This window comes from Streptomyces cahuitamycinicus (assembly GCF_002891435.1).
Lineage (GTDB): Bacteria > Actinomycetota > Actinomycetes > Streptomycetales > Streptomycetaceae > Streptomyces > Streptomyces cahuitamycinicus.
Window position 1 is genome coordinate 1 of the sequence record NZ_POUC01000057.1, and the last position, 22297, is coordinate 22297.

25 protein-coding genes and 2 pseudogenes are annotated in these 22297 nt (G+C 71.7%); 13 read left to right on the forward strand and 14 right to left on the reverse strand.

Features of this window, described 5'->3' with window-relative positions:
* Window positions 1-1127, reverse strand: a 1127-nt coding sequence (tuf, locus tag C1J00_RS10770) for an elongation factor Tu (protein WP_102908818.1), incomplete at its 3' end; no start/stop codon positions are given.
* Between the two features lie 353 nt (window positions 1128-1480).
* Here tuf and C1J00_RS10775 point away from each other — a divergent pair.
* From C1J00_RS10775 to C1J00_RS46605, 4 genes and pseudogenes are all read left to right on the forward strand, one after another.
* Complete coding sequence (locus tag C1J00_RS10775) at window positions 1481-2272, forward strand: TVP38/TMEM64 family protein (RefSeq protein WP_102908819.1); 792 nt, start codon at window positions 1481-1483, stop codon at window positions 2270-2272.
* A gap of 17 nt (window positions 2273-2289) precedes the next feature.
* A pseudogene (locus C1J00_RS10780) lies at window positions 2290-2669 on the forward strand (winged helix-turn-helix transcriptional regulator); the annotation flags it as partial.
* A gap of 158 nt (window positions 2670-2827) precedes the next feature.
* On the forward strand, window positions 2828-3703 hold the full coding sequence (locus tag C1J00_RS10785; RefSeq protein WP_102908820.1) for an undecaprenyl-diphosphate phosphatase: 876 nt from the start codon (window positions 2828-2830) through the stop codon (window positions 3701-3703).
* A 98-nt stretch (window positions 3704-3801) separates the two neighbouring features.
* Window positions 3802-3981, forward strand: a complete 180-nt coding sequence (locus C1J00_RS46605; protein WP_102908844.1) for a hypothetical protein — start codon at window positions 3802-3804, stop codon at window positions 3979-3981.
* Window positions 3982-4050: 69 nt separating this feature from the next.
* Here the strand turns inward: C1J00_RS46605 and C1J00_RS10795 are convergent.
* A pseudogene (locus C1J00_RS10795) lies at window positions 4051-4653 on the reverse strand (DUF4291 domain-containing protein); the annotation flags it as partial.
* A 166-nt stretch (window positions 4654-4819) separates the two neighbouring features.
* Here C1J00_RS10795 and lnt point away from each other — a divergent pair.
* Window positions 4820-6385, forward strand: coding sequence for an apolipoprotein N-acyltransferase (lnt, locus tag C1J00_RS10800; RefSeq protein ID WP_102908821.1), 1566 nt, complete (start codon window positions 4820-4822; stop codon window positions 6383-6385).
* On the opposite strand, the gene C1J00_RS10805 is transcribed toward lnt, so the two are convergent.
* Window positions 6309-7214, reverse strand: a complete 906-nt coding sequence (locus C1J00_RS10805) for a Gfo/Idh/MocA family protein (protein ID WP_102908822.1) — start codon at window positions 7212-7214, stop codon at window positions 6309-6311. The genes lnt and C1J00_RS10805 overlap by 77 nt on opposite strands.
* A 13-nt stretch (window positions 7215-7227) precedes the next feature.
* Entirely contained in the window at window positions 7228-8412 is a 1185-nt protein-coding gene (locus C1J00_RS10810; RefSeq protein ID WP_102908823.1) for an FAD-dependent monooxygenase, read from the reverse strand.
* 81 nt (window positions 8413-8493) lie between these two features.
* Here C1J00_RS10810 and C1J00_RS10815 point away from each other — a divergent pair, with 81 nt between their 5' ends.
* The 3 genes from C1J00_RS10815 (at window position 8494) to C1J00_RS10825 (ending at window position 10272) form a co-directional block, all read left to right on the forward strand.
* On the forward strand, window positions 8494-9084 hold the full coding sequence (locus tag C1J00_RS10815) for a TetR/AcrR family transcriptional regulator (protein WP_102908824.1): 591 nt from the start codon (window positions 8494-8496) through the stop codon (window positions 9082-9084).
* A 43-nt stretch (window positions 9085-9127) separates the two neighbouring features.
* The gene (locus C1J00_RS10820; protein ID WP_102908825.1) at window positions 9128-9640 is read left to right on the forward strand and encodes a DinB family protein; all 513 of its coding nucleotides are present in this window, start codon (window positions 9128-9130) and stop codon (window positions 9638-9640) included.
* A 113-nt stretch (window positions 9641-9753) separates the two neighbouring features.
* Window positions 9754-10272 (forward strand): hypothetical protein, encoded by a 519-nt coding sequence (locus C1J00_RS10825; protein WP_180989499.1) that lies wholly within the window; start codon window positions 9754-9756, stop codon window positions 10270-10272.
* A 63-nt stretch (window positions 10273-10335) separates the two neighbouring features.
* Here the strand turns inward: C1J00_RS10825 and C1J00_RS10830 are convergent, their stop codons facing one another.
* The 5 genes from C1J00_RS10830 to fabG all read right to left on the reverse strand — a co-directional run bounded on the left by C1J00_RS10830 (window position 10336) and on the right by fabG (window position 15048).
* Window positions 10336-10836: a hypothetical protein gene (locus C1J00_RS10830; protein WP_102908826.1), complete on the reverse strand. Its 501-nt coding sequence runs from the start codon at window positions 10834-10836 to the stop codon at window positions 10336-10338.
* A 118-nt stretch (window positions 10837-10954) separates the two neighbouring features.
* Complete coding sequence (locus tag C1J00_RS10835; protein WP_102908827.1) at window positions 10955-11638, reverse strand: uracil-DNA glycosylase; 684 nt, start codon at window positions 11636-11638, stop codon at window positions 10955-10957.
* Window positions 11639-11729: 91 nt separating this feature from the next.
* Window positions 11730-13316: an ABC transporter substrate-binding protein gene (locus C1J00_RS10840; RefSeq protein WP_180989500.1), complete on the reverse strand. Its 1587-nt coding sequence runs from the start codon at window positions 13314-13316 to the stop codon at window positions 11730-11732.
* 199 nt (window positions 13317-13515) lie between these two features.
* On the reverse strand, window positions 13516-14274 hold the full coding sequence (locus C1J00_RS10845) for an SDR family oxidoreductase (RefSeq protein ID WP_031143261.1): 759 nt from the start codon (window positions 14272-14274) through the stop codon (window positions 13516-13518).
* Window positions 14275-14286: 12 nt separating this feature from the next.
* A complete protein-coding gene (gene fabG / locus C1J00_RS10850; protein WP_031143260.1) occupies window positions 14287-15048 on the reverse strand; it encodes a 3-oxoacyl-ACP reductase FabG in 762 nt (253 codons plus the stop codon).
* A gap of 230 nt (window positions 15049-15278) precedes the next feature.
* Here fabG and C1J00_RS10855 point away from each other — a divergent pair, with 230 nt between their 5' ends.
* Window positions 15279-15776: an excalibur calcium-binding protein gene (locus C1J00_RS10855; protein ID WP_102908829.1), complete on the forward strand. Its 498-nt coding sequence runs from the start codon at window positions 15279-15281 to the stop codon at window positions 15774-15776.
* Window positions 15777-15794: 18 nt separating this feature from the next.
* Here the strand turns inward: C1J00_RS10855 and C1J00_RS10860 are convergent, their stop codons facing one another.
* Both C1J00_RS10860 and C1J00_RS10865 read right to left on the reverse strand, forming a co-directional pair.
* Window positions 15795-16208, reverse strand: a complete 414-nt coding sequence (locus tag C1J00_RS10860) for a DUF3037 domain-containing protein (RefSeq protein WP_102908830.1) — start codon at window positions 16206-16208, stop codon at window positions 15795-15797.
* A complete protein-coding gene (locus C1J00_RS10865; RefSeq protein ID WP_102908831.1) occupies window positions 16205-16960 on the reverse strand; it encodes a HipA family kinase in 756 nt (251 codons plus the stop codon). Before C1J00_RS10865 ends, C1J00_RS10860 begins: the two co-directional genes overlap by 4 nt.
* A gap of 197 nt (window positions 16961-17157) precedes the next feature.
* On the opposite strand from C1J00_RS10865, the gene C1J00_RS10870 reads away from it, so the two are divergent.
* Window positions 17158-17646, forward strand: coding sequence for a Rieske (2Fe-2S) protein (locus C1J00_RS10870; RefSeq protein WP_102908832.1), 489 nt, complete (start codon window positions 17158-17160; stop codon window positions 17644-17646).
* On the opposite strand, the gene C1J00_RS10875 is transcribed toward C1J00_RS10870, so the two are convergent.
* The gene (locus C1J00_RS10875) at window positions 17633-18283 is read right to left on the reverse strand and encodes a cysteine hydrolase family protein (RefSeq protein WP_102908833.1); all 651 of its coding nucleotides are present in this window, start codon (window positions 18281-18283) and stop codon (window positions 17633-17635) included. The genes C1J00_RS10870 and C1J00_RS10875 overlap by 14 nt on opposite strands.
* Window positions 18284-18475: 192 nt before the next feature.
* Here C1J00_RS10875 and C1J00_RS10885 point away from each other — a divergent pair, with 192 nt between their 5' ends.
* The gene (locus C1J00_RS10885) at window positions 18476-18964 is read left to right on the forward strand and encodes a Rieske (2Fe-2S) protein (RefSeq protein WP_102908832.1); all 489 of its coding nucleotides are present in this window, start codon (window positions 18476-18478) and stop codon (window positions 18962-18964) included.
* On the opposite strand, the gene C1J00_RS10890 is transcribed toward C1J00_RS10885, so the two are convergent.
* Window positions 18951-19601 carry a cysteine hydrolase family protein gene (locus C1J00_RS10890; protein WP_102908833.1) on the reverse strand — a complete coding sequence of 217 codons (651 nt, stop codon included), beginning with the start codon at window positions 19599-19601 and terminating at the stop codon, window positions 18951-18953. The genes C1J00_RS10885 and C1J00_RS10890 overlap by 14 nt on opposite strands.
* A gap of 134 nt (window positions 19602-19735) precedes the next feature.
* On the opposite strand from C1J00_RS10890, the gene C1J00_RS10895 reads away from it, so the two are divergent.
* A complete protein-coding gene (locus C1J00_RS10895) occupies window positions 19736-20206 on the forward strand; it encodes a pyridoxamine 5'-phosphate oxidase family protein (protein WP_102908834.1) in 471 nt (156 codons plus the stop codon).
* 15 nt (window positions 20207-20221) lie between these two features.
* On the opposite strand, the gene C1J00_RS10900 is transcribed toward C1J00_RS10895, so the two are convergent.
* Complete coding sequence (locus C1J00_RS10900) at window positions 20222-21124, reverse strand: LysR family transcriptional regulator (protein ID WP_102908835.1); 903 nt, start codon at window positions 21122-21124, stop codon at window positions 20222-20224.
* 75 nt (window positions 21125-21199) lie between these two features.
* Here C1J00_RS10900 and C1J00_RS10905 point away from each other — a divergent pair, with 75 nt between their 5' ends.
* On the forward strand, window positions 21200-22153 hold the full coding sequence (locus C1J00_RS10905) for a DMT family transporter (RefSeq protein ID WP_102908836.1): 954 nt from the start codon (window positions 21200-21202) through the stop codon (window positions 22151-22153).
* Window positions 22154-22297 lie beyond the last annotated feature (144 nt).

Below are 22297 nucleotides of genomic sequence, written 5' to 3' on the forward strand. Positions count from 1 at the left end.
CCCTCACGGATGGCGAACCCGAGCCCCGGCTCCAACGGCACGTCCCGCCCCAGCTCCACGGTCATCACGACCGTGTCACCAGGCCGAGCCACAGCCACGTCACCCAGGTCGACGTCCCCGACCACGTCCGCCGTGCGGATGTAGAACTGCGGCCGGTACCCGCTGGAGACAGCCGTCGTACGCCCGCCCTCGCGCGCTGACAGCACATACACCTGCGCGGTGAACCGGCGACCCGGCACGACACTCCCCGGGGCGGCGACGACGTGTCCCCGCCGGACGGCGTCCCGCGGGACCCCCCGCAGCAGCATGGCCACGTTGTCCCCGGCCTGCGCCTCCTCCATCGGCTTGCCGAAGGTCTCCAGACCCGTGACCACCGTCTCCACGGCGGCCCCGAGCACCTCGACCCGGTCACCGACCCGCACCGCACCCCGCTCGACCGCCCCGGTCACCACGGTCCCCCGCCCGGTGATGGTCAGCACGTTCTCCACCGACAGCAGGAAGGGAGCGTCCACGTACCGCTCCGGCATCGGCACATAGGTGTCCACCGCGTCGAGCAGCGCCTCGATCGACGCGGTCCAGCGCGGGTCCCCCTCCAGCGCCTTCAGTCCCGAGACGCGTACGACGGGTACGGAGTCGCCGCCGTAGCCGTGGGCGGTGAGCAGGTCGCGGACCTCCAGCTCGACCAGGTCGGTCAGCTCCTCGTCGCCCGCGTCGGCCTTGTTGAGGGCGACCACGATGTGGTCGACGCCCACCTGCCGGGCGAGCAGGACGTGTTCGGCGGTCTGCGGCATGATCCCGTCGAGCGCGGACACGACGAGGATCGCCCCGTCGAGCTGGGCGGCGCCGGTGACCATGTTCTTGACGTAGTCGGCGTGGCCCGGCATGTCGACGTGCGCGTAGTGCCGGGTGTCGGTCTCGTACTCGACGTGCGCGATGTTGATGGTGATGCCGCGCGCCGCCTCCTCGGGCGCCCGGTCGATCCGGTCGAACGGCACGAACGCGCCGCTGCCGCGATCGGCGAGGACCTTGGTGATGGCGGCCGTCAACGTGGTCTTGCCGTGGTCGACATGACCCATCGTGCCGATGTTGAGATGCGGTTTCGTACGGACGTAGGCCGTCTTGGACATGGCTGTACCTCGAAGCGTCTGATCAGCGAAGAACGAAGTGGGACCCCGAGAACCTGCCCGACCCTCCCCTTCCGGGGTCCGCCGGACGAACCGGAGAGGGTCAGCTTCGGGCGCCGTCCGTAACGGCCGGGAGATCGGCGACGGCAGCCTTCGGGGCATCCGTGACCACGGATGCTGCGAGGGTGAAGGCGTGCCGGAACATGACTCAGATCATTGCCGACGCTTTACCGCACGTCGAATGGTTTTAGGTGCCCTGCGCACAAGGCTGCGCCCCCGGCTGCACACGCCGGTCGGTGACGCTCGTGAGACGAACCATACGGCGATCACACACATTTGTCGGTTAGTGTCACCGGATGCTCGATGCCACCACCCGCTCTGGGGGCACCGCCACGGCCTCTCCCCGGGCCACCACCGCGGAGCTCGCCGTCGCCGTTCCCCCGGCAGCGAACGCCTCGCCCGCCGTACCGACCCGTTTCGCCGCCCGTTGCACGAGAGTTCTGCTGTCCCCGTGGTCGCGGCTGTCCCTGCTCGTCGTGCTGCTCGCCGCGGGCGCCTGCGGCGTGCTGCTGTTCGAGCCGCAGCGGCTGCTGACGGAGGGCTGGCCGCCACAGCTCGGCGGTGCCGCGGCAGCGGCGGTGTTCGCGGTGGCGTACGGCGTGTGCACCGTGGCGTTCGTGCCGAGGCCGCTGCTGAACCTGGCTGCGGGCGCCCTGTTCGGTTCGCAGCTCGGCCTCGGCGTGGCGCTGGCGGGCACCGTGCTCGGTGCCGGTATCGCCTTCTGCCTGGGCCGGGCGCTGGGCCAGGACGCCCTGCGCCCGCTGCTGCGGGGGCGCTGGCTGAAGGCCGCGGACGGCCAGCTCAGCCGGCACGGCTTCCGTTCGATGCTGATGGTGCGCCTGTTCCCGGGGGTGCCGTTCTGGGCATCGAACTACTGCGCCTCCGTGTCCCGCATGGGCCTGCTGCCGTTCCTGCTGGCCACGGGCCTGGGGTCGATCCCGAACACCGCCGCCTACGCCGTCGCCGGCGCCCGCGCCTCCACCCCGACCTCTCCCGCCTTCCTGATCGCCATGGCGTGCATCGCCCTGCCGGCTCTGGCGGGCGCGGTGGTGGCCTGGCGCAAGCGGCACCGGCTGCGCCGCCTCTGAGGCACTGTCACGCCCTTCTGCGCAACGGCCGTTTCGACCAGCTGGTCCGCAACACCGGCGCCCCGCGCGACATCCTGGCCACCCGGCTGCGCCGGCTCGTCGACGGCGGAATCCTGGCCAAGCACCTCGACAGCGAGCGCTCGCAGCGCTTCGAGTACCGGCCGACCCGGGCGGGACTGGAACCGGAGCCGGTACTGGTGACATGACCCTCATGGCGTGGGGCGACCGCCACCTCCGGCCGGACGGCGACCGCCCGATGCTCCTGGAACACTCCTGCGGCCAGACCCTCACCCCGGCCGTCACCTGCCGGGCGTGCGGCGACGAGGTGCGCCACGAGGACCTCACGGCCCGCCCCCAGACACCCGGCTGGACGGTGACCGGGCCCACCGCGGCCTGATCGCCGCTGGTCGGGAGCGGCAGCAAACCCCTGTGTCCTGGCGGCCTTCCAATGGCGCTACGCTTCCCCCTCGGCACACCTGATACCCCGTTCCTCGCGACGGCGGCCTGGTGCGTCCGTCGTCCGTCCCACGATCGGCACTTGGACTCCGTTACCTCATGTCTTGGTTCGAATCACTCATCCTCGGACTCGTCCAGGGGCTGACCGAGTTCCTTCCCGTCTCCTCCAGCGCCCACCTGCGGCTGACCGCGGCCTTCTCGGGCTGGGAGGACCCGGGCGCGGCCTTCACGGCGATCACGCAGATCGGTACCGAGGCAGCCGTGCTGATCTACTTCCGCAAGGACATCGGACGGATCATCTCGGCGTGGACCCGCTCGCTCACCGACAAGACGCTGCGCGGCGACCCCGACGCCCGGATGGGCTGGCTGGTCATCGTCGGCTCGATCCCGATCGGTGTGCTCGGCGTGACGCTGAAGGACCAGATCGAGGGACCGTTCCGCGATCTGCGGATCACCGCGACGATGCTGATCGGCATGGGCATCGTCCTGGGCGTCGCCGACCGGCTCGCGGCCCGCGACGAGAACGGCGGCAAGCACCGCGCGCCCAAGCAGCGCAAGGCCCTCGAGGACCTGGGCGTCCGTGACGGCCTGATCTACGGCGTCTGCCAGGCCATGGCGCTCGTCCCGGGCGTCTCACGCTCCGGCGCCACCATCAGCGGCGGCCTGTTCATGGGCTACAAGCGCGAGGCCGCGGCCCGCTACTCCTTCCTCCTCGCCATCCCCGCGGTGCTGGCGTCCGGCATGTTCGAGCTGAAGGACGCCACCGCGGGCGGCCATGTCTCGTGGGGCCCGACGATCTTCGCCACGGTGATCGCCTTCGGGGTGGGGTACGCCGTGATCGCGTGGTTCATGAAGTTCATCTCGACCAGGAGCTTCATGCCCTTCGTCTACTACCGCATCGTCCTCGGCATCGTCATCATCGTGCTGGTCAGCATGGGTGCCCTGAGCCCCCACGCGGCCGAGTCGGCGGGCTGACCCGGAGCCTGCGTGACGCGGGTCTCGTGACCAACCGCATAGGGATCGGGTAGCTGTCCGGTAGCGGGCTGTCAGTGGCTGCGCCTAGGCTTGTCCGCATGTCCCCCGATTTCGTGACCCCTGGTTCCGTGCGGCCCGCTGCCGAGGTCAACGACGAGATCCGTGCGCTGTGGCAGCGCACGGGCGGCACCCTGTCGGCCGAGGAGCGCGCCGAGTACGAGCTCCTCGTCGTCGAGTGGGCTGCCGCGATCCGAGGCGGCGTCGTCACGGCGGCCTGAGCGGCCGCGCCTCCCTTCTCCCGCCTCCCTTCTCCCGCCTCCCTTCTCCTCGGATCCTCTCCAGGCACAAAGCCGTGCGAGCACCTCGTCGTCGAGGGCGAAGGGCCGCTCCTCGGGCAACAGCCCCGCGGCGGAGTCCCGTTGTCCCGACCGCACCAGCCCGTGGATCTCCCTGGCAAGCGGTGTGACGTCCTCGATCCCCACGATCCACTCGTCCGCGTACCGCGCGGCGGCCTCCCCCGCGAGCCCCAGCTGCACCGACCGGTGCGGCAGCGGGTTGAGGTGCAGGTCCCGTTCCGGATCCCACTGCACCCGCGCGGGCGCCTGCCTCAACTGCCGCTTCCAGGAGGCCCGGTCGCCGTGCAAGGCGGGGACGTGGTGGGACAGGCAGGCGTTGCGCAGCGCCCAGAGGAAGCCCTCGCGGTCGATCTCGATCGCCAGGACCGTCTCCTGGCCCTCCTTGGTGGCCCAGCCGCAGCGGTACATCATCCACAGGAACGACGGCTTGATCCAGGTCATGCGCTCCCGCTTCCAGGACGACGGGAAGCGGTCCAGGCGGGCGGCGGGGCCGCCGATCTCCGGGCGGTAGGCCTGGTAGACGGTGATCGTGGACTCGGTGTGGTGTGCGCGCACCCGGAATCTCGGTTCGTGTCGATCGTTCACGGAGGACATCCTGGGTCCCCGGCGTCCTCGGCGGCCACCGAGTATCACCCGCGCACGGGAAGTGGCGGCGCGTTCCCGAGCCGCGGACGGCGCCTGTGGTCAACTGACCCGGCGTCCTGTGTTCTAGATCGTCCGCAAGGCGCACACTGGAGGCACCCGCGGGTAGGAGGCGCCTATGAAGACGCTCGGCCACTGGCTCGCCTCCCCCTGGCGCCGCTCGGCCGCCGCGGCGGTAGCGGGCGCCCTCCCTGTCCTCGCCTTCCCCGCGCCGTCCCTGTGGTGGTGCGCCTACGTCGCCCTGGTCCCGTGGCTCCTGCTGCTGCGCACCGCGCCGACCGGCAAGCGGGCCGCGTACGACGGCTGGTGCGGCGGCCTCGGCTTCATGTTGGCCATGCACCACTGGCTGCTGCCGAGCCTGCACGTGTTCACGCTCGTCCTCGCCGCCCTCCTGGGTGCCCTGTGGGCCCCGTGGGGCTGGCTGGTGCGCCGTCTCCTGGGAGGCCTGCCCTCCCTCGGGCGGGTCACGGTCGCGCTCCTGGTCCTGCCGTCGGGCTGGCTGGCCGTCGAGCTGGTCCGCTCCTGGCAGGGGCTCGGCGGCCCCTGGGGCATGCTCGGCAGCAGTCAGTGGCAGGCCGAGCCCGCGCTGCGACTCGCCTCGGTCGGCGGGGTGTGGCTGCTCAGCTACCTGCTCGTGGCCGTCAACGTCGCGGTCGCCGTCCTCGTCGCGGTCCGCCGGGCCCGGGTGCCCGCCGTGGCCGGTCTCGTCGCCACGGCCGCCGCCACCTCCGCCGCCTGGGCGTTCTCACCCCGCCCCGCCGTCGACGGCCAGGTCAGGATCGCGGTCGTGCAGCCGGGCGTCGTCGCCGGCCCGGACGCCCGGTTCGCCCGCGAGGAGCAGCTCACCCGTCGGCTCGCCGGCCAGGACGCCGACCTGGTCGTCTGGGGCGAGAGCAGCGTCGGCTTCGACCTCGACGACCGGCCCGGCCTCGCCCGGCGGCTCGCGGACCTCTCCCGCGCGACGGGCGCCGACACCCTGGTCAACGTCGATGCCCGGCGTTCCGACAAGCCCGGCATCTACAAGAGTTCGGTCCTGGTAGGACCCGACGGCCTGACCGGCGAACGCTACGACAAGATGCGGCTCGTGCCCTTCGGCGAGTACATCCCGGCCCGGTCCCTGCTCGGCTGGGTCACCTCGGTCGGCAAGGCCGCGGGCGAGGACCGCAGGCGCGGCTCGCAGCCGGTCGTGATGAACGTCGGGGACGATCTGCGCGTCGGCCCGCTGGTGTGCTTCGAGACCGCCTTCCCCGACATGACCCGCCACCTCACCCGGGAGGGCGTCGACGTGCTGATCGGCCAGTCGTCGACGTCGACGTTCCAGCACAGCTGGGCACCCGAGCAGCACGCGTCGCTCGCCGCACTGCGGGCCGCCGAGACCGGCCGCCCCATGGTGCACGCGACCCTGACGGGCGTCTCCGCCGTGTACGGCCCGGACGGGCGGCGCGTCGGATCATGGCTCGGTACGGACGCCTCCGCCGCGCAGATGTACGACATCCCCCTCGCCCACGGCACCACGCCCTATGTCCGCCACGGCGACTGGACGGTGCACGCGGCGATGCTGCTCCTCGCCCTGTGGGCCGTCGGCGAGGGCGTACGGACCGTGCGGCTCAGGCGGTCCGCTCCTGGACCGCTCGCACCACCCGCTCGCACAGGTCATGGGTCTCCAGCGCGTCCCGGGCGCTGAGCACCTTGCCCGTCCGGACCGCGTCGAGGAAAGCGAGCACCGCCTGCTCGATCCCGCGCTGCCGGGCCACCGGCACCCAGTCCCCGCGCCGCCGCACGGTCGGCTGGCCCTTGTGGTCGACGACCTCGGCGAGGTTGACCACCTGGCGCTTGGTGTCCTGCCCGGACACTTCGAGGATCTCCTCGGCGGAACCGCTGAGCCGGTTCATCACGCCGAGCGCGGTGAAGCCGTCCCCGGCGAGCTGGAGCACCAGGTGGTGCAGCAGCCCGTCCTGGACGCGGGCGCGCACGGTCACGTCGTCGATCTCGCCGGGCACCAGGAACCGGAGGGTGTCGACGACGTGGATGAAGTCGTCGAGGATCATCGCGCGGGGGTCCTCCGGCAGCCCGACGCGGTTCTTTTGCATCAGGATCAGCTCGCGCGGATGGTCCGCGCACTGCGTGTAGCCGGGGGCGTGGCGCCGGTTGAAGCCGACGGCGAGACTCACGCCCCGCTCCTCGGCGAGCGCCACCAGCCGCGCGGAGTCGTCGAGTGCGTAGGCGAGCGGCTTGTCGACGTACGTCGGTACGCCCGCCTGCAGCAGCCGCGTCACGATCTCCGGGTGCACGAGCGTGGGCGCGTGCACGAACGCCGCGTCGAGGTCCGCCGCGATCAGGGAGTCGAGGGTGGTGTGCCGCCGCTCCGGCGGGACGCGCAGGTTCTCGGCGACCCGGTCGAGTGTGGCGGGCGTGCGGGTCTGCAGGTGCAGTTCCACCCCGGGCTGGAAGGCGAGGACCGGAAGGTAGGCCTTCTGCGCGATGTCGCCGAGTCCGATGCAGCCGACCTTCACGGGGTGATCTCCTCTAACGGTTGCCTGCCGGGGTCTGCTCGGAGCATACGGCGTCCCTCTGCGGCGGCCGCCAGTCGGCGATGCCGTCGAAGCCGCGCAGGACCAGGGCGGGCCCGGCCTTCGACAGCGTGGCCACGGCGGTGTCGCGTACGGCGATCCCGGCGCGGTTCGTCATGAGGTTGAGGCGGGCGACCCGCACGGCCCGGCGTGCGACGGCGGTCGTGCGGGGCAGCCGGGCGGCGGTGTAGGCGGGCAGGTCGTCGCGGTGGTGCGCGAGGACGATCGCGTCCTCGATGGCCTGGTTGCCGCCCTGGCCGAGGGTCGGGGGCATGGCGTGCGCGGCGTCGCCGACCAGGGCGACCCGGCCGTGGTGGTAGGCGGGCAGGGGTTCGGCGATGTGGTGGACGTCGTGGCGCAGGACGTCCTCGGGCCGGGCGGCGGCGAGCACGGCGGGGATCGGGTCGTGCCAGTCGCCGTAGCGGCTCAGCAGCTCGGCCCTCTCGTCGGGCGCCTGTCCCCCGGCGGGCGTGACCGCGGCGGCGTAGGCGTAGACGCGGCCGTCCTTCAGCGGGTGCGTGCCCCAGATGCGGCCCCTGCCCCAGGTCTCGTGGGAGGCGAACTCGGCACCGGGCACGGGGATCACGACCCGCCAGGTGGTGAAGCCGGAGTACACGGCCCCGGGGTGGGCGGGGAAGAGCGCGTGGCGTACGGCGGAGCGGATGCCGTCCGCCCCCACCACCAGGTCGGCCTCCAGCACCTTGCCGTTGCTGCTGACCCGGGCGGGCCGGTCGGTGCCGCCGCTGTCGGCGAGGGCCGCGGCGGCGTCCGTGCGGATGGTGCCCGGGGGGAGCCGGGAGGCCAGGCTCGCGATGAGGGTGGCACGGTGCAGCAGCACGAGCGGGCCGCCGAAGCGCTCGGCGGCGGCGTCGGCGGAGGACCGCGAGAGCCACCGCCCGGAGGGGGTCCGCAGGCCGCCGTCCCCGGACCAGACGGCGAGGTCGCGGATCTCGTCGCCGAGGCCGATGACGTCCAGCGCGCGCAGGGAGTTGGGCGCGAGGGAGATCGCCGCGCCGACCGGCTCCAGCGAGGGGGCGCGCTCCAGCACCGTGACCCGCAGGCCACGCATGTGCAGGGCGACCGCCGCCGTCAGGCCCCCGATGCCGCCACCGATCACGACGGCATGCCCGAGCTGTGTCATGGCCCCTCCTCGACTCCGACTACATCTGTAGTGACACCATTGACGTTACTACACGTGTAGTCGAACGGGTAGCGTGAGCCCATGTCCGTACGCACCGCCGGCCCTTCCCGCTCCGACCTGATCGCCGACACCGCCCTCGCCCTGCTCGCCGAGCGCGGCATGCGCGGCCTCACGCACCGGGCGGTCGACGAGGCGGCCGGACTCCCCCAGGGCTCCACCTCGAACCTCGCGCGCACCCGGCAGGCCCTGCTGGAGCTGGCGGTGCGGCGCCTGGCCGACCGCGAGGCCCGGGTCCTGGCCCTGCACGAGATGCCGGACCCCGAGGCCGGGGCCGCCTCCCTGGCGGACGCGCTGGCCCTGGCGGCCCACCGGGCCCTGACGGACCACCGCGCACTCACGCTCGCCCGCTACGAACTGGCCCTGGAGGCGACGCGCCGCCCCGAGCTGCGGGCCTTCTTCGACGCCACGGGCGCCCGCTTCCGGGACCAGCTCACTGCCCTGGTCAGCGGCTTGGGCTCGACCGACCCGGCCCGGCACACCCTGTCGCTGATCGCCTGGGCGGACGGACTGATGTTCAGCTGCGTGGCGGGGTCGTTCGGCGCCGAGACGCCGAGCCTGGAGGAGGTGCGGGCCGGGCTGCGGGAACTGCTGGAGGGGATGCTCGGGGGCTGAAAATCTTGTGGTGCGGAAGGGGCGGCTCGGAAAGGATGTGTCCATGACGAACGAACGCCGAGAGCCCGCCACCACCGCCGACGAGCGCACGATGCTGGAGGGCTGGCTGGACTACCACCGCCAGACCCTCGCCTGGAAGTGCGAAGGCCTGACCGACGCCCAGCTCCGCACCGCCGCGGTGGAGCCGTCGGAGCTGAGCCTGATGGGCCTGGTGCGGCACATGGCGGTGGTGGAGCGGGGCTGGTTCCGCAAGGTACTCGCGGCCGAGGACGCCGACCGGCTCTACTGCACCGAGGAGGATCCGGACGGCGAGTTCCATCTCTCCCAGTCCGACACGTGGGAGGAGGCGTACGCCACCTGGCAGTCCGAGATCGAGACCGCCCGGCGCAACGCCGCCCGCTTCGGCCTCGACGACATGTCCGAGGGCAAACACCGGCGCACCGGCGAACGCTTCAACCTGCGCTGGATCTACACGCACATGATCGAGGAGTACGCGCGGCACAACGGCCACGCCGACCTGATCCGCGAGCGCATCGACGGCGCGACCGGCGACTGACGTCACCTCCGTGGCACCCGCGCCCTCCGTACGGGGCGCGAGATCACCCGTGCGGGGCATCCTGTGCCAGGTCCGCGGCCCCACCGAGGGCCGGACGCACCAGAGTTGCGCGGGTGCATCGAACGACGACCACAGCGACGCTCCTGCTGACCGTGGCGGTCTCGGCCCTCTCCGGCTGTACGACGGTCCCGCGTCCCCCCGCCCCGGGCCCCTCGGCGGCACCGTCCCTGTCGGCGCCGGAGCGGGAGGACGAGGCGGAGACCCAGATCGTGCAGGCGCCGGCCCGTGAGGCCCTGCAGCTCATCGAAGAGACGTCCCGCCGCCCGGAACCTGTCGCCTCGGCGACCGGCCCGGCCGCGCCCCCGGCGGCCGCGCCGGAACCGGGGACGCCGCAGCCCGGTCATCGCGACGTCCGTCCGCGCCCCGCCCGTCCGGAACACCCCGAGCCCGCTCGGCGCGGCCCCCAGCGGGCGCACGCCGGCCTCCCCGACGTGTCGGAGTCGGTACGGCAGGACGTCGAGAAGAGCGTCCCGAAGGGCAACGCGGACATCTGCGCGCTGGGCAGGCGCTACGGGGGATGGCGGGCGGACAGCCCGGAGGCGACGATCTGCCGTGACACGTACGGGCGTTGACAGGCGGTGACGCGTGGTCCGGTGACCACGCAGGCCGGATCGCCGAGCGTGCCGACCAGGGCCTCAGGGCCGCTGCCGCGGCGGCGACCAGGTCCCCGAGCCGCCCTCCCCCAGCCGGAGCTCCAGCCGGTCGATGGCCGCCCACACCCCCTCGCCGTAGCTGTCGTCGGCGAGGGCGGCGGCGGCCTCCCGGGCCCACCGCAGGTGCGTGCGGGCGGCGTCACGACGGCCGAGTCCGAGGTAGTCGTCCGCCAGGTTCAGATGCAGGGAGGGGTAGATCGCGATCACCGCGGGCACCGCGACGGCCTCCTTTCCGGCCTCCTCGGCCGCCGTCAGAGCACGCAGGTCCCAGGCCAGTTCGTCCGCCGGGTCGTCCTGGGTGTCTGCCAGGTAGTGGGCGAGGGTGCAGCGGTGCAGCGGGTCGCCGTGCTCGCCGATCTCCGCCCACAGGCCCAGGTACCGGTGACGGGCCTCCTCCCGGTCCCCCGCGTGGTGCAGCATGACGACCTGCCCGATCCGCGTCAGCACGGCATCGGGCGCCGTCTGTTCCTGTCGCTCCGCCACGACGCCCTCCGCGCACTCGCCGGCTGTTCCCGCCGACGGTAACCGCAGGCGGGGGCGATCCGGCTCAGGCGGCTCCGGGCGCCGGGCCCGGGCGGCACGGGCGTACGGCGGGCGTGCGTCAGCCCAGGTCCGGGATCGTCCAGTCGATCGGGGTGTGCCCCTGCGCCGCCACCGCCTCGTTGATCTGCGTGAAGGGCCGCGAGCCGAAGAACTTCTTCGCGGACAGGGGCGAGGGATGCGCACCTTTGATCACGGCATGCCGGGACTCGTCGATCAGCGGGAGCTTCTTCTGGGCGTAATTGCCCCACAGCACGAAGACCGCCGGGTCGGGGCGCTCGGCCACGGCCCTGATCACGGCGTCGGTGAACTTCTCCCAGCCCCGGCCCTTGTGCGAGTTGGCCTCGCCGCCGCGGACCGTGAGCACCGCGTTGAGCAGCAGTACACCCTGCTCGGCCCACGGCATGAGATAGCCGTTGTCCGGGATCGGCGTGCCCAGCTCCTGGTGCATCTCCTTGTAGATGTTGCGCAGGGACGGCGGGATCCGCACCCCCGGCCGGACCGAGAAGCACAGCCCGTGCCCCTGCCCCTCGCCGTGGTACGGGTCCTGACCGAGGATCAGGACCTTGACCCCCTCGTACGGCGTGGCGTCCAGGGCGGCGAAGACCTCCTCGCGCGGCGGATGGACGGGACCCTTCGCCCGCTCCTCCTCGACGAACTCCGTCAGCTCCTTGAACCAGGGCTGCTGCAGCTCGTCGCCCAGAACCCCGCGCCAGGACTCGGGCAGCATGGCGATGTCGGTCACGTCAACGTCCTCACGATGTGCGGTCACTTCCAGGCCACGAACCTACCGGCGACCACTGACAACGTGCCCGGGAGAGACCGGAGCCGGCCGCCTACCAGGCGGTCTTGCGGTGCAGCTCCCACAACATCATGATCGTCGACGGGTCCATGGCCCGCTCCGCGCCCGAGATGTCCCGGCTGGCGGCCACGTACTGCCGGCCCTGCCACAGCGGCAGCAGCCGCGCGTCGTCCACGAGGATCCGCTGGGCCTCTTCGAACTCCTTCTCCACGTTCGCGCGGTCGCTCTCCCGGCGCGACCGGGGCAGCAGCTCGCCGGTGATCTCGGGGGCCGGGTAGGGCGTGCCGAGGGCGTTCTGGTCGCCGACGAACGGCGCGATGAAGTTCTCGGCGTCCGGGAAGTCGGGGAACCAGCCGCGCCCGAACACCGGGTACTCGCCCTTCTGGTAGCCCTCGACGTACGTCTTCCAGGGGCGGCTCTTCAGGCTGATCGTGAACAGGCCGGAGGCCTCCAGCTGGCGCTCCAGCTCCTTGAACTCCCCGGCGGTCTCGGAGCCGTAACGGTCGCTGGTGTACCAGAAGGTGAGCGGGACGCGCTGGTTGATGCCCGCCTCGGTGAGGATCTTGCGGGCCTTGGCGACGTCCGGGTCGCCGTAGTCGTCGAAGAAGCCCGTGGTGTGGCCCGTGAGACCCTTGGGGACCATGGAATACAGCGGGTCGACGGTGTCCTTGTAGACCTTGTGGGCGATCGCCGCCCGGTCGACGACCTGTGCGATGGCCTGGCGCACGGCCTTCTTGTTCGCCCAGGAGTCCTTCGGGTTGAACACCAGGTAGTTGATGTCGGTGCCCGTGCCCTCGACGAGCTGGATCTCCTCGTCCTTGGAGGACTTGCTCTGGAGGTCGACGACGTCTCCGGCGGCCAGGCCGCGGTAGGTCACGTCGATCTCCTTGTCCCGCAGGGCCTTCACCATGGCGCCGGAGTCCTGGAAGTAGCGGACGGTCACCGCGTCGTTCCGGCGCTCCGCGTAGCCCGTGTAGGTGTCGTTGCGGACGAGGACGGCTTCCTTGCCGTCGGTGTACGAGTCGAGGGTGTACGGCCCGGAGCCGACCACGTCGCCACCCTTGCGCAGGCTGTCCCGCGGATAGGCCTCCGGGGACACGATCGACATGGCGGGGGTGGCGAGCACGAACGGGAAGGTGGCGTCCGGCTTGTTGAGGTGGAAGATCACCTCACGCTCGTTCGGCGCCTGGACCCGCTCCAGGCTGCCCAGCAGACCGGCGGGGCCGCCGTTGACGTTGATCTTGCGGATCCGGTCGAACGAGTGCTTCACGGCCTGGGCGTCGAGCGCGTCGCCGTTGGAGAACTTCAGGCCTTCGCGCAGCTCACAGCGGTAGACCTGGTTCGAGGAGTCGCTGAAGCCGCACTGTTCGGCGGCGTCCGGCTGGGGCTCGCTCGTGCCCTTCGGATAGCTCAGCAGCGTCTGGTAGATGTTGCGGAACAGCTCCCAGGAGCTGTCCCACGACGCGGCGGGGTCGAGCGTGCTGGGGGCACTGGTGGTGCCCAGGACGATCGGTCCTTCGTCCTCCGGGGTGTCGGACGACAGCACACCGCACCCGGCGAGCAGGGACGATATGGACGCGATGGCCGCCACCCGCCACAGGCACCGGTTCCGCTTGAACACGCGCACGCTCCTCGATCTGCCATACCAAGGGTCGGCAGACCATACCGCAGAGGCGCGCCCCCTGACCCTCCCCGTCCATGACCTCTTGATCGATAAACCTTTGACGACGTTGTCATCGTCTTTTGCCGTGCCTTTACGCCGGCACGGGCGCCGTCGGTGTCGACGGACGCCCGTGCAGGGCCCGTGGGCGCGCTCCGCGTCAGCCCGTTCCGGCGTTGAGGAAGATGCCGCCGTCCACGACGAGCGTCTGGCCGGTGACCCAGTCGGACTGCTCGGAAGTGAGGAACGCGGCCGCGCCCCCGATGTCGGACGGCACGCCGAGGCGGCCCAGGGGGTAGGCCGCGGCGGCCTCCTCCTCGCGGCCCTCGTACAGGGCCTGGGCGAACTTGGTCTTCACGACGGCCGGGGCGATCGCGTTGACCCGGACCTTGGGCGCGAACTCGTGCGCGAGCTGCACGGTCAGGTTGATCATCGCGGCCTTGCTGACGCCGTACGCGCCGATGAAGGGCGAGGGCGACAGCCCCGCGACGGAGGCGATGTTGACGATCGCGCCGCCGTTGTCCTTCTGCCAGGCGTGCCAGGTCCGCTGGGCGAAGCCGAGCGCCGAGACGACGTTGGTCTCGAAGACCTTGCGGGCGACGTTCAGGTCGAGATCGGCGATCGGTCCGAACACCGGGTTGGTGCCCGCGTTGTTGACCAGGTAGTCGACGCGGCCGAAGGCCTCCATCGTCCGCTCGACGGCGACGGCCTGGTGGGCCTCGTCGTGCGCCTTGCCCGCCACGTAGACCGCGCGGTCGGCACCGAGCCGCTCGACGGCCTCCTTGAGGGCGTCCTCGTTGCGGCCGGTGATGCACACGCGGTCACCGCGCGCGACCAGTGCCTCGGCGACGCCGTAGCCGATGCCGCGGCTGGCGCCCGTGACGAGGGCGGCCTTGCCGGAGAGTTCCACGGAAGTCATGTTCTTCGTCCCTTAGTCGAGCGGTCCGCCGGCCACGTACAGCACCTGGCCGGAGACGAACCCGGCCGCCTCGCCGGTGAAGAAGGCGATGGCGTTGGCGATGTCCTCCGGCTCGCCGACCCGGGCCACCGGGATCTGGGTGGCGGCGGCGGCCTTGAAGTCCTCGAAGCCCATGCCGACGCGGTCGGCGGTGGCCTTGGTCATCTCGGTGGCGATGAAGCCGGGGGCGACGGAGTTGGCGGTGACGCCGAACTTGCCGAGTTCCTTGGCGAGGGTCTTGGTGAAGCCCTGCAGGCCCGCCTTGGCGGCCGAGTAGTTCACCTGGCCGCGGTTGCCCAGCGCGGACGACGACGACAGGTTGACGATCCGGCCGAAGCCCGCGTCCACCATGTGCTTCTGGCAGGCCTTGGACATCAGGAAGGCGCCGCGCAGGTGCACGTTCATGACGGTGTCCCAGTCGGAGACGCTCATCTTGAACAGCAGGTTGTCGCGCAGCACGCCCGCGTTGTTGACCAGGATCGTCGGCGCGCCGAGCTCCTCGGCGATCCGTGCGACGGCCGCCTCGACCTGCGCCTCGTCCGAGACGTCGCATCCGACCGCGAGGGCCTTGCCGCCCGCTGCGGTGATCTTCTCGACGGTGTCCTTGCAGGCCGCCTCGTCGAGGTCGAGCACGGCGACCGCGCGGCCCTCGGCGGCCAGTCGTACGGCGGTGGCGGCACCGATGCCGCGCGCGGCACCGGTCACGACGGCAACCCGCTGCTCAGTGGTGGACATGACTGCTACTCCTCAGGTGAGCGACCGCTTAGTACCTTCAGTGGGTGTGACGCTAGAAGCCCTGGCACGCGGTGTCAACGGCCGAGGGCGGCATGTGATCCATCACCCGGGCCCACCCTGCCCCACGGCACCTCGCGGGACACCCGATCAGCCTACGGACACGCGCCGCCGCACCTCTGGGCGCCTAGCGTCGGAGCGCGAGCCACCCGTGGCCGGAAGGGAGGCGCTCCATGCGCCGTCGCACCGGTGCCATAGGCACGCTGTTCGCGATCGCCGCGATCGTGCCGCTGGCCGACCCCGCTCATGCCCGGCAGGACCTGGACTGCCGTGATTTCGCCTTCCAGGAGGACGCGCAGGCCGCCTTCGAGGCGGATCCGGGCGACCCCCACCGACTCGACGAGGACCAGGGCCCGGACGACGGCATCGCGTGCGAGGCGTTGCCCCGCGTCGGCTCGGGCGTCATCTCCCCCGTCCGGCCGTCCGCCTCCGCGAGCCCCTCCCCGTCCGCGAGCCCGTCCGCGAGCCCGTCCGTCGGCCCGTCCGGGTCCGCGAGCCGGTCCGGCCTCGTCGCCACGGCGACCGCAACCGCCCCTTCCCGCGGCGTGCGGGGCGGGGCCGGGGGCGCGGTGTCCTCGGGGCCGAGCGACTGGGAGACGGGGATCGGCCTGACCTTCGCGGCGGGTGCCGTCCTCGCGGCCGGCTGCCTGGTGAGGCGCCGCCGGCACTGACGGTCGGCGCGGCGTCCGTCACCGCACCAGCAGGTCCAGCAACCGGTCGGTCTCCGCTGCCGGGTCCGTGGTCAGGCCGGTGTGCACGGGGCCGGGCTGGACGATCGTGGAGCGGGGGGCGACGAGCCAGCGGAATCGGCGGCCCGGGTCGTCGGACGCCGCCTGGCCGGCCGCGGAGCCGCCCGCGCAGAGGCTCTCGACGGCGCGCAGGGCGGCTCGGACCCCGGCCACGTCGGCCCGGGGGTCGAGGGCCAGCAGGCGCATCTCGTCGAGGTGGGTGCGGGCACCGACGTACGCCTCGGCACGGCAGTAGACGAGGATCCCGGCGTTGACGCACTCGCCGCGTTCCACGCGTGGGACCACGCGCAGGACGGCGTACTCGTAGACGTGGCGGTCCCGCGGTCCGCCCCTGATGATGTGCCGGTCGTTCACTTCAGCCCCTGGATGCGCTCGTGGATGACGGCGGCCCGGGCGAGCAGCGGGCGCGCGTAGGCCTGCCTCAGGTCGTCCGGCGCGGCGAAGCCGGGTTCGTCCGTGAGCCAGGCGTCAGGGATCTGTGCGGTGACGTCGGCGAGGAGTTCCCCTGTCACCAGGGGCGTCAACTCCGCGGCGGCGGAGGCGACATCGGGTGAGAAGGACGCCAGCGCGTGGTCGGAGGCGTCGTACGGGCGGGCGGCGGAGGCGTCCACGCCGGGCCAGTTGTGGTGCCAGATCATCGTCGCGCCGTGGTCGACGAGCCACAGCTCGCCCTGCCACCTCAGCAGGTTGGGGTTGCGCCAGGACCGGTCGACGTTGTTGATCAGCGCGTCGAACCAGACCACACGGCCGGCCTCCTCGGGGCTCACAGGGAAGGCGAGCGGGTCGAACCCGAGTGCGCCGGAGAGGAAGTCCATGCCGAGGTTGGTGCCGCCGCTGGACCTCAGCAGACTCTGCACCTGCTCGTCCGGTTCGCCCAGGCCCAGCTCCGGGTCGAGCTCGACGGTGACCAGGCGCGGTATCCGCAGCCCGAGCCGGCGGGCGAGTTCGCCACAGACGACCTCGGCGACCAGTGTCTTGCGGCCCTGCCCCGCGCCGGTGAACTTCAGGACGTAGGTGCCGGAGTCGTCGGCCTCGACCAGGCCGGGCAGCGAACCGCCCTCGCGCAGGGGCGCGATGAATCGGGTCGCGATCACTTCCTTGAGCATCGCCCCAGGTTACTGACGTACCCGGCGACCGCGGCGACGGCCTCGCGGCACCGGGCCGGAACCCGACAGCCAACCGACAGCTCCGCTTTACCCGCGTCGTTCCGCGAACAGGTCAGGATTTCGACATTGCCTGAACAGCCGGTCCCCAAGGGCCGTACCTCACGGCAGATCACGAACCCCCCGGAAGGAACGTCAGCATGACCAGCGAATCAGTTCAGCCGATGTCGGGACCGAGCCGCCGCGCCGTCGTGGCGGCGGTTGGCGCGGCGGGGCTCACCGTGGCGCTGACGGCGTGCGGGTCGGACGACAAGGCGTCCGACCCGTCCACCGAACAGGGCGCCGCCGGCGGCGGCGCGACGAACGAAGGGGGCGGCTCGTCCGCCGAAGCGGGAGCCGGTGGTGCGGCGCTCGCGAAGACCACTGACATCCCCGAGGGCAGCGGCAAGATCTTCAAGGACGAGAAGGTGGTGGTCTCGCAGCCGGCCGCGGGCGACTACAAGGCCTTCTCGACGATCTGCACCCACCAGAACTGTCCGATGGTGGATCTCAAGGACGACGTCATCTCCTGCGCCTGCCACGGCAGTCAGTTCTCCGTCCTCGACGGCAGTGTGAAGAAGGGCCCCGCGGTCAAGCCGCTGGAGGCGAAACAGGTGACGGTGAACGGAGACTCCATCACGCTCGCCTGATTCCACCGGGACGTTCCAGGCACGCCAGCACCTCGTCCGTGGTCGCGACCGTGGCGACCAGCGCGAGGGTGTGGCGGATCATCGCGGGGGTGTAGTCGGAAGGCACCCCCGCGATGGCGTCCGCCGGGACGACGACGGTGTAACCGCGGTTCACGGCGTCGAACACGGCGTTGGGTACTGCCACGTTGGCGGAGACCCCGGTGAGGATCAGTGTGCGGCAGCCGAGGTTGCGCAGGAGCGGGTCGACGTCGGTGCCCTGCAGGGGTGACAGCCCGTGCAGCCGCCGCACTACGAGGTCCTCCTCGGCCACCTCGATCGGAGCCGCCACCCGTACCGCCGGGGTGCCGGTCAACTGCTGGACGGGCAGGCGTGCGGCGGCGCGGAAGAGGCGGGCGTTGCGGCCGGCACCGCGGCCGTCGGGGCGGCGCTCGGCGATGGCGTGCACGACCTGAACGCCCCCTTCGTGGGCGGCCGCCACCAGACGGGCGACGTTGCCGAGGGCACCACCGGCTCGTGCTTCCTCGGCGAGTTCGGGCAGTGCGCTGTCCGCCCCGACGACGCCCTCCTGGCACTCGACGGTGAGCAGCACGGTGGTGCCCGGTTCGAGGAGTTCGCTGAGCGCTTCGTGCGAGGGCACGGTTCCCCCTGTCACCGGCGGCTGGGCGGGCGAGCGTAACCACCATTGCGCACGGACGGAAGAGAACCCATCCTTTTCTGACGTGATGTCAGAGGATCTCTCCTCTGACACGACGTGGGAGAAAGAGGGGGCGCATGACCGTCACACAGCAGCGCAGAGGCCGGAAGATCATGATGACGCCGGGCGAGCTGCATGACCAGCGAATCAGTTCAGCCGATGTCGGGACCGAGCCGCCGCGCCGTCGTGGCGGCGGTTGGCGCGGCGGGGCTCACCGTGGCGCTGACGGCGTGCGGGTCGGACGACAAGGCGTCCGACCCGTCCACCGAACAGGGCGCCGCCGGCGGCGGCGCGACGAACGAAGGGGGCGGCTCGTCCGCCGAAGCGGGAGCCGGTGGTGCGGCGCTCGCGAAGACCACTGACATCCCCGAGGGCAGCGGCAAGATCTTCAAGGACGAGAAGGTGGTGGTCTCGCAGCCGGCCGCGGGCGACTACAAGGCCTTCTCGACGATCTGCACCCACCAGAACTGTCCGATGGTGGATCTCAAGGACGACGTCATCTCCTGCGCCTGCCACGGCAGTCAGTTCTCCGTCCTCGACGGCAGTGTGAAGAAGGGCCCCGCGGTCAAGCCGCTGGAGGCGAAACAGGTGACGGTGAACGGAGACTCCATCACGCTCGCCTGATTCCACCGGGACGTTCCAGGCACGCCAGCACCTCGTCCGTGGTCGCGACCGTGGCGACCAGCGCGAGGGTGTGGCGGATCATCGCGGGGGTGTAGTCGGAAGGCACCCCCGCGATGGCGTCCGCCGGGACGACGACGGTGTAACCGCGGTTCACGGCGTCGAACACGGCGTTGGGTACTGCCACGTTGGCGGAGACCCCGGTGAGGATCAGTGTGCGGCAGCCGAGGTTGCGCAGGAGCGGGTCGACGTCGGTGCCCTGCAGGGGTGACAGCCCGTGCAGCCGCCGCACTACGAGGTCCTCCTCGGCCACCTCGATCGGAGCCGCCACCCGTACCGCCGGGGTGCCGGTCAACTGCTGGACGGGCAGGCGTGCGGCGGCGCGGAAGAGGCGGGCGTTGCGGCCGGCACCGCGGCCGTCGGGGCGGCGCTCGGCGATGGCGTGCACGACCTGAACGCCCCCTTCGTGGGCGGCCGCCACCAGACGGGCGACGTTGCCGAGGGCACCACCGGCTCGTGCTTCCTCGGCGAGTTCGGGCAGTGCGCTGTCCGCCCCGACGACGCCCTCCTGGCACTCGACGGTGAGCAGCACGGTGGTGCCCGGTTCGAGGAGTTCGCTGAGCGCTTCGTGCGAGGGCACGGTTCCCCCTGTCACCGGCGGCTGGGCGGGCGAGCGTAACCACCATTGCGCACGGACGGAAGAGAACCCATCCTTTTCTGACGTGATGTCAGAGGATCTCTCCTCTGACACGACGTGGGAGAAAGAGGGGGCGCATGACCGTCACACAGCAGCGCAGAGGCCGGAAGATCATGATGACGCCGGGCGAGCTGGACGATTTCCTGACCACCCAGCGCACCTGCCGGGTCGCCACGGTGTCGGCCGGTGGCGCACCGCACGTGAGCACGCTGTGGTACGCCTGGGACGGCGCGTCGATGTGGCTGTACTCGGTCGTGCGCAGCAAGCGCTGGACCGACCTGCGGCGCGACCCGCGGGTGGCGATCGTGGTCGACACCGGCGAGGAGTACGACGAACTGCGTGGCGCCGAGCTGTCCGGCACGGTCGAGTTCGTGGGCGAGATCCCGCGCACGGGCGAGCTGCGCGCCGAACTCGACGTCCCGGAGACGCTGTTCGCGCGGAAGAACTTCGGCCTGGAGGAGATGCCGCACGACGGCCGGCACGCCTGGATCCGGTTGACGCCGGAGAAGATCGTCTCCTGGGACTTCCGCAAGCTGGCCGGGCAGTAGCTCTCCCCCGGACGCTCAGCCGACGCCCTCCCCCGCCGCCCGCAGGGCCCGCACCGCCGCCCGGATCGACGGGCGGCGGTCCGCGTCCGCGCGCCAGACGACGTACACGTGCCGCCGGACCCGCTGTCTGAGGGGAACGGTCACGACCCCGGCGGGCACGGGACGGCGGCCGAGCACCGGGGCGATGCACACCCCGAGCCCTGCGGCGACCAGCGCCAGCTGCGTGTGGTTCTCGGCGGCGCGGTGGCCGACGATCGGCTCGACGCCCTTGGAGCGCAGGGTGAACATCAACCACTCGTGGCAGAACTCGCCCTCGCCCCAGGTGATCCACTCGTCGTCGGCGAACTCGGCGAGGTCCACCTCCTCGCGCGCCGCGAGCCGGTGGTCCACCGGCATGGCGACCTCGGCCGGGTCGTCCAGGATCGACGCCTTGACCAGCCCGTCGGGCAGCGCCATCGGCTTGTTGTACCAGTCGAGCACCACGGCGAGGTCGAGGTCGCCGCGCACGACCCCGGCGATGCCGAGCTCCGGTTCGAGCTCGCAGGAGCGCAGCCGGAGCGCGGGGTGCTGCTCGCGCAGCGCGGCCAGCGCGTGGGGGAACAGCCCTCGCGCGGCCGTCGGGAACGCCGACAGCCTGAGCTCGCCCACGACCTGTCCGCGCTGCGCCTCGAGGTCCGACTGGGCGAGTTCGACCTGGGACAGGATGCGTGCGGCGTGCTCGGCGAGCAGCCGGCCCGCGTCGGTGAGCCGCACGCCGCGCCCGTTCTTGGCGAGGAGCTGCTGCCCGACCTCTCGTTCCAGTTTGGAGAGTTGCTGCGAGACGGCGGACGTGGTGATGTGCAGCCCCTCGGCCGCGCCGCTGACCGAGCCGTGCCGGGCGAGGGCATCGAGGGTGCGCAGGCGCTCCAGATTCAACATATAAGCAATGCTACGCAGTACCGGGTGCGAAATCTCGATTGTGCTGCGAGGTCTTCCTGCCACATCGTGGCTGCCATGAGCACCGTCACCACACCGCCCGGCCGGGTCTCCGGCGCCCCGTCCGCACCGGCCCGCCGCCGCTTCGACTGGCGTCTGCGGTTCGCCGCCCTGTCCTTGATCTGGGGCTTCAGCTTCCTCCTCATCAAGGTGGGCACCGGGGCGTACGCGCCGTTTCAGGTGACGCTCGGCCGGCTGCTGTTCGGCACGGCGGTGCTCGCCGCCGCGATGGCGGTGCGCCGCGAGCGGCTGCCGCGCGGGGTCAGGATCTGGGGGCATCTGACGGTCGCCGCGTTCCTGCTCAACGCCCTGCCGTTCTCGCTCTTCGCGTACGCCGAGCTGACCATCCCGTCCACGCTGGCGGGCATCTGCAACGCGACCTCACCGCTGTGGGGCATGGCGCTGTCGCTGATCGCCCTGTCGGAGGACCGTCCGACCCGGTTGCGGGTCGCCGGGCTCGGCCTCGGCTTCCTGGGGGTGCTCACGGTGCTGGGTGCCTGGCAGGGCTTCCACGGCCTCGACGTCACCGGGACGGCACTGGCTCTGCTCGGCTCCCTCAGCTACCCGATCGGCTGGATCTACGTCCGCCGCACCCTGGCCGGTACCGGCGACTCCCATCTGTCGATGACCGGTGCCCAGTTGCTGCTCGCGTCGGTCCAGCTGGCGGTGGTCACCCCGCTGTTCACGACCCTGCCCACCCGCGTGTCCGTCGGACCGCTGCTGGCGATCGCCGCCCTGGGCGCGCTGGGCACGGGCCTGGCAGTGCTCCTCCAGTACGGCCTGGTCGCCGAGGTCGGCCCGACGACCGCCCAGATGGTCACGTACTTCATCCCGGTCATCGCCACGGCCGCGGGCGTGGCTCTTCTCGGCGAGACGCTCACGTGGTCGACCCCGGTAGGTGCGTTGATCGTGCTGACGGGAGCGGCACTCACACAGCTCCGCCCGAAGCCCCGCAGGACATCTCGGCCGTAGCTCCGCGGGGCCCAACGCCTGGGCCGACTGCCTCGGTTTCAGCTCTGCAAAGGCCCAACGGCCGGGCGGCGTCCCGGCCGTGACCGCGCACGGGCCAGGGACCTGCGCCGCGTCTCAGTCGTCGCCCCTTGCGGGCCCGGAACC

Bases quoted from the DNA above. Each gene is read 5' to 3' on its own strand.
- C1J00_RS10895 (WP_102908834.1), top strand. From the start codon at position 19,736: ATGACCGTCACACAGCAGCGCAGAGGCCGGAAGATCATGATGACGCCG.
- C1J00_RS10870 (WP_102908832.1), top strand. From the start codon at position 17,158: ATGACCAGCGAATCAGTTCAGCCGATGTCGGGACCGAGCCGCCGCGCC.
- lnt (WP_102908821.1), top strand. From the start codon at position 4,820: ATGAAGACGCTCGGCCACTGGCTCGCCTCCCCCTGGCGCCGCTCGGCC.
- C1J00_RS10905 (WP_102908836.1), top strand. From the start codon at position 21,200: ATGAGCACCGTCACCACACCGCCCGGCCGGGTCTCCGGCGCCCCGTCC.
- C1J00_RS46605 (WP_102908844.1), top strand. From the start codon at position 3,802: ATGTCCCCCGATTTCGTGACCCCTGGTTCCGTGCGGCCCGCTGCCGAG.
- C1J00_RS10845 (WP_031143261.1), bottom strand. From the start codon at position 14,274: ATGACTTCCGTGGAACTCTCCGGCAAGGCCGCCCTCGTCACGGGCGCC.
- C1J00_RS10810 (WP_102908823.1), bottom strand. From the start codon at position 8,412: ATGACACAGCTCGGGCATGCCGTCGTGATCGGTGGCGGCATCGGGGGC.
- fabG (WP_031143260.1), bottom strand. From the start codon at position 15,048: ATGTCCACCACTGAGCAGCGGGTTGCCGTCGTGACCGGTGCCGCGCGC.
- C1J00_RS10815 (WP_102908824.1), top strand. From the start codon at position 8,494: ATGTCCGTACGCACCGCCGGCCCTTCCCGCTCCGACCTGATCGCCGAC.
- C1J00_RS10785 (WP_102908820.1), top strand. From the start codon at position 2,828: ATGTCTTGGTTCGAATCACTCATCCTCGGACTCGTCCAGGGGCTGACC.
- C1J00_RS10855 (WP_102908829.1), top strand. From the start codon at position 15,279: ATGCGCCGTCGCACCGGTGCCATAGGCACGCTGTTCGCGATCGCCGCG.
- C1J00_RS10820 (WP_102908825.1), top strand. From the start codon at position 9,128: ATGACGAACGAACGCCGAGAGCCCGCCACCACCGCCGACGAGCGCACG.
- C1J00_RS10885 (WP_102908832.1), top strand. From the start codon at position 18,476: ATGACCAGCGAATCAGTTCAGCCGATGTCGGGACCGAGCCGCCGCGCC.
- C1J00_RS10900 (WP_102908835.1), bottom strand. From the start codon at position 21,124: ATGTTGAATCTGGAGCGCCTGCGCACCCTCGATGCCCTCGCCCGGCAC.
- C1J00_RS10865 (WP_102908831.1), bottom strand. From the start codon at position 16,960: ATGCTCAAGGAAGTGATCGCGACCCGATTCATCGCGCCCCTGCGCGAG.
- C1J00_RS10775 (WP_102908819.1), top strand. From the start codon at position 1,481: ATGCTCGATGCCACCACCCGCTCTGGGGGCACCGCCACGGCCTCTCCC.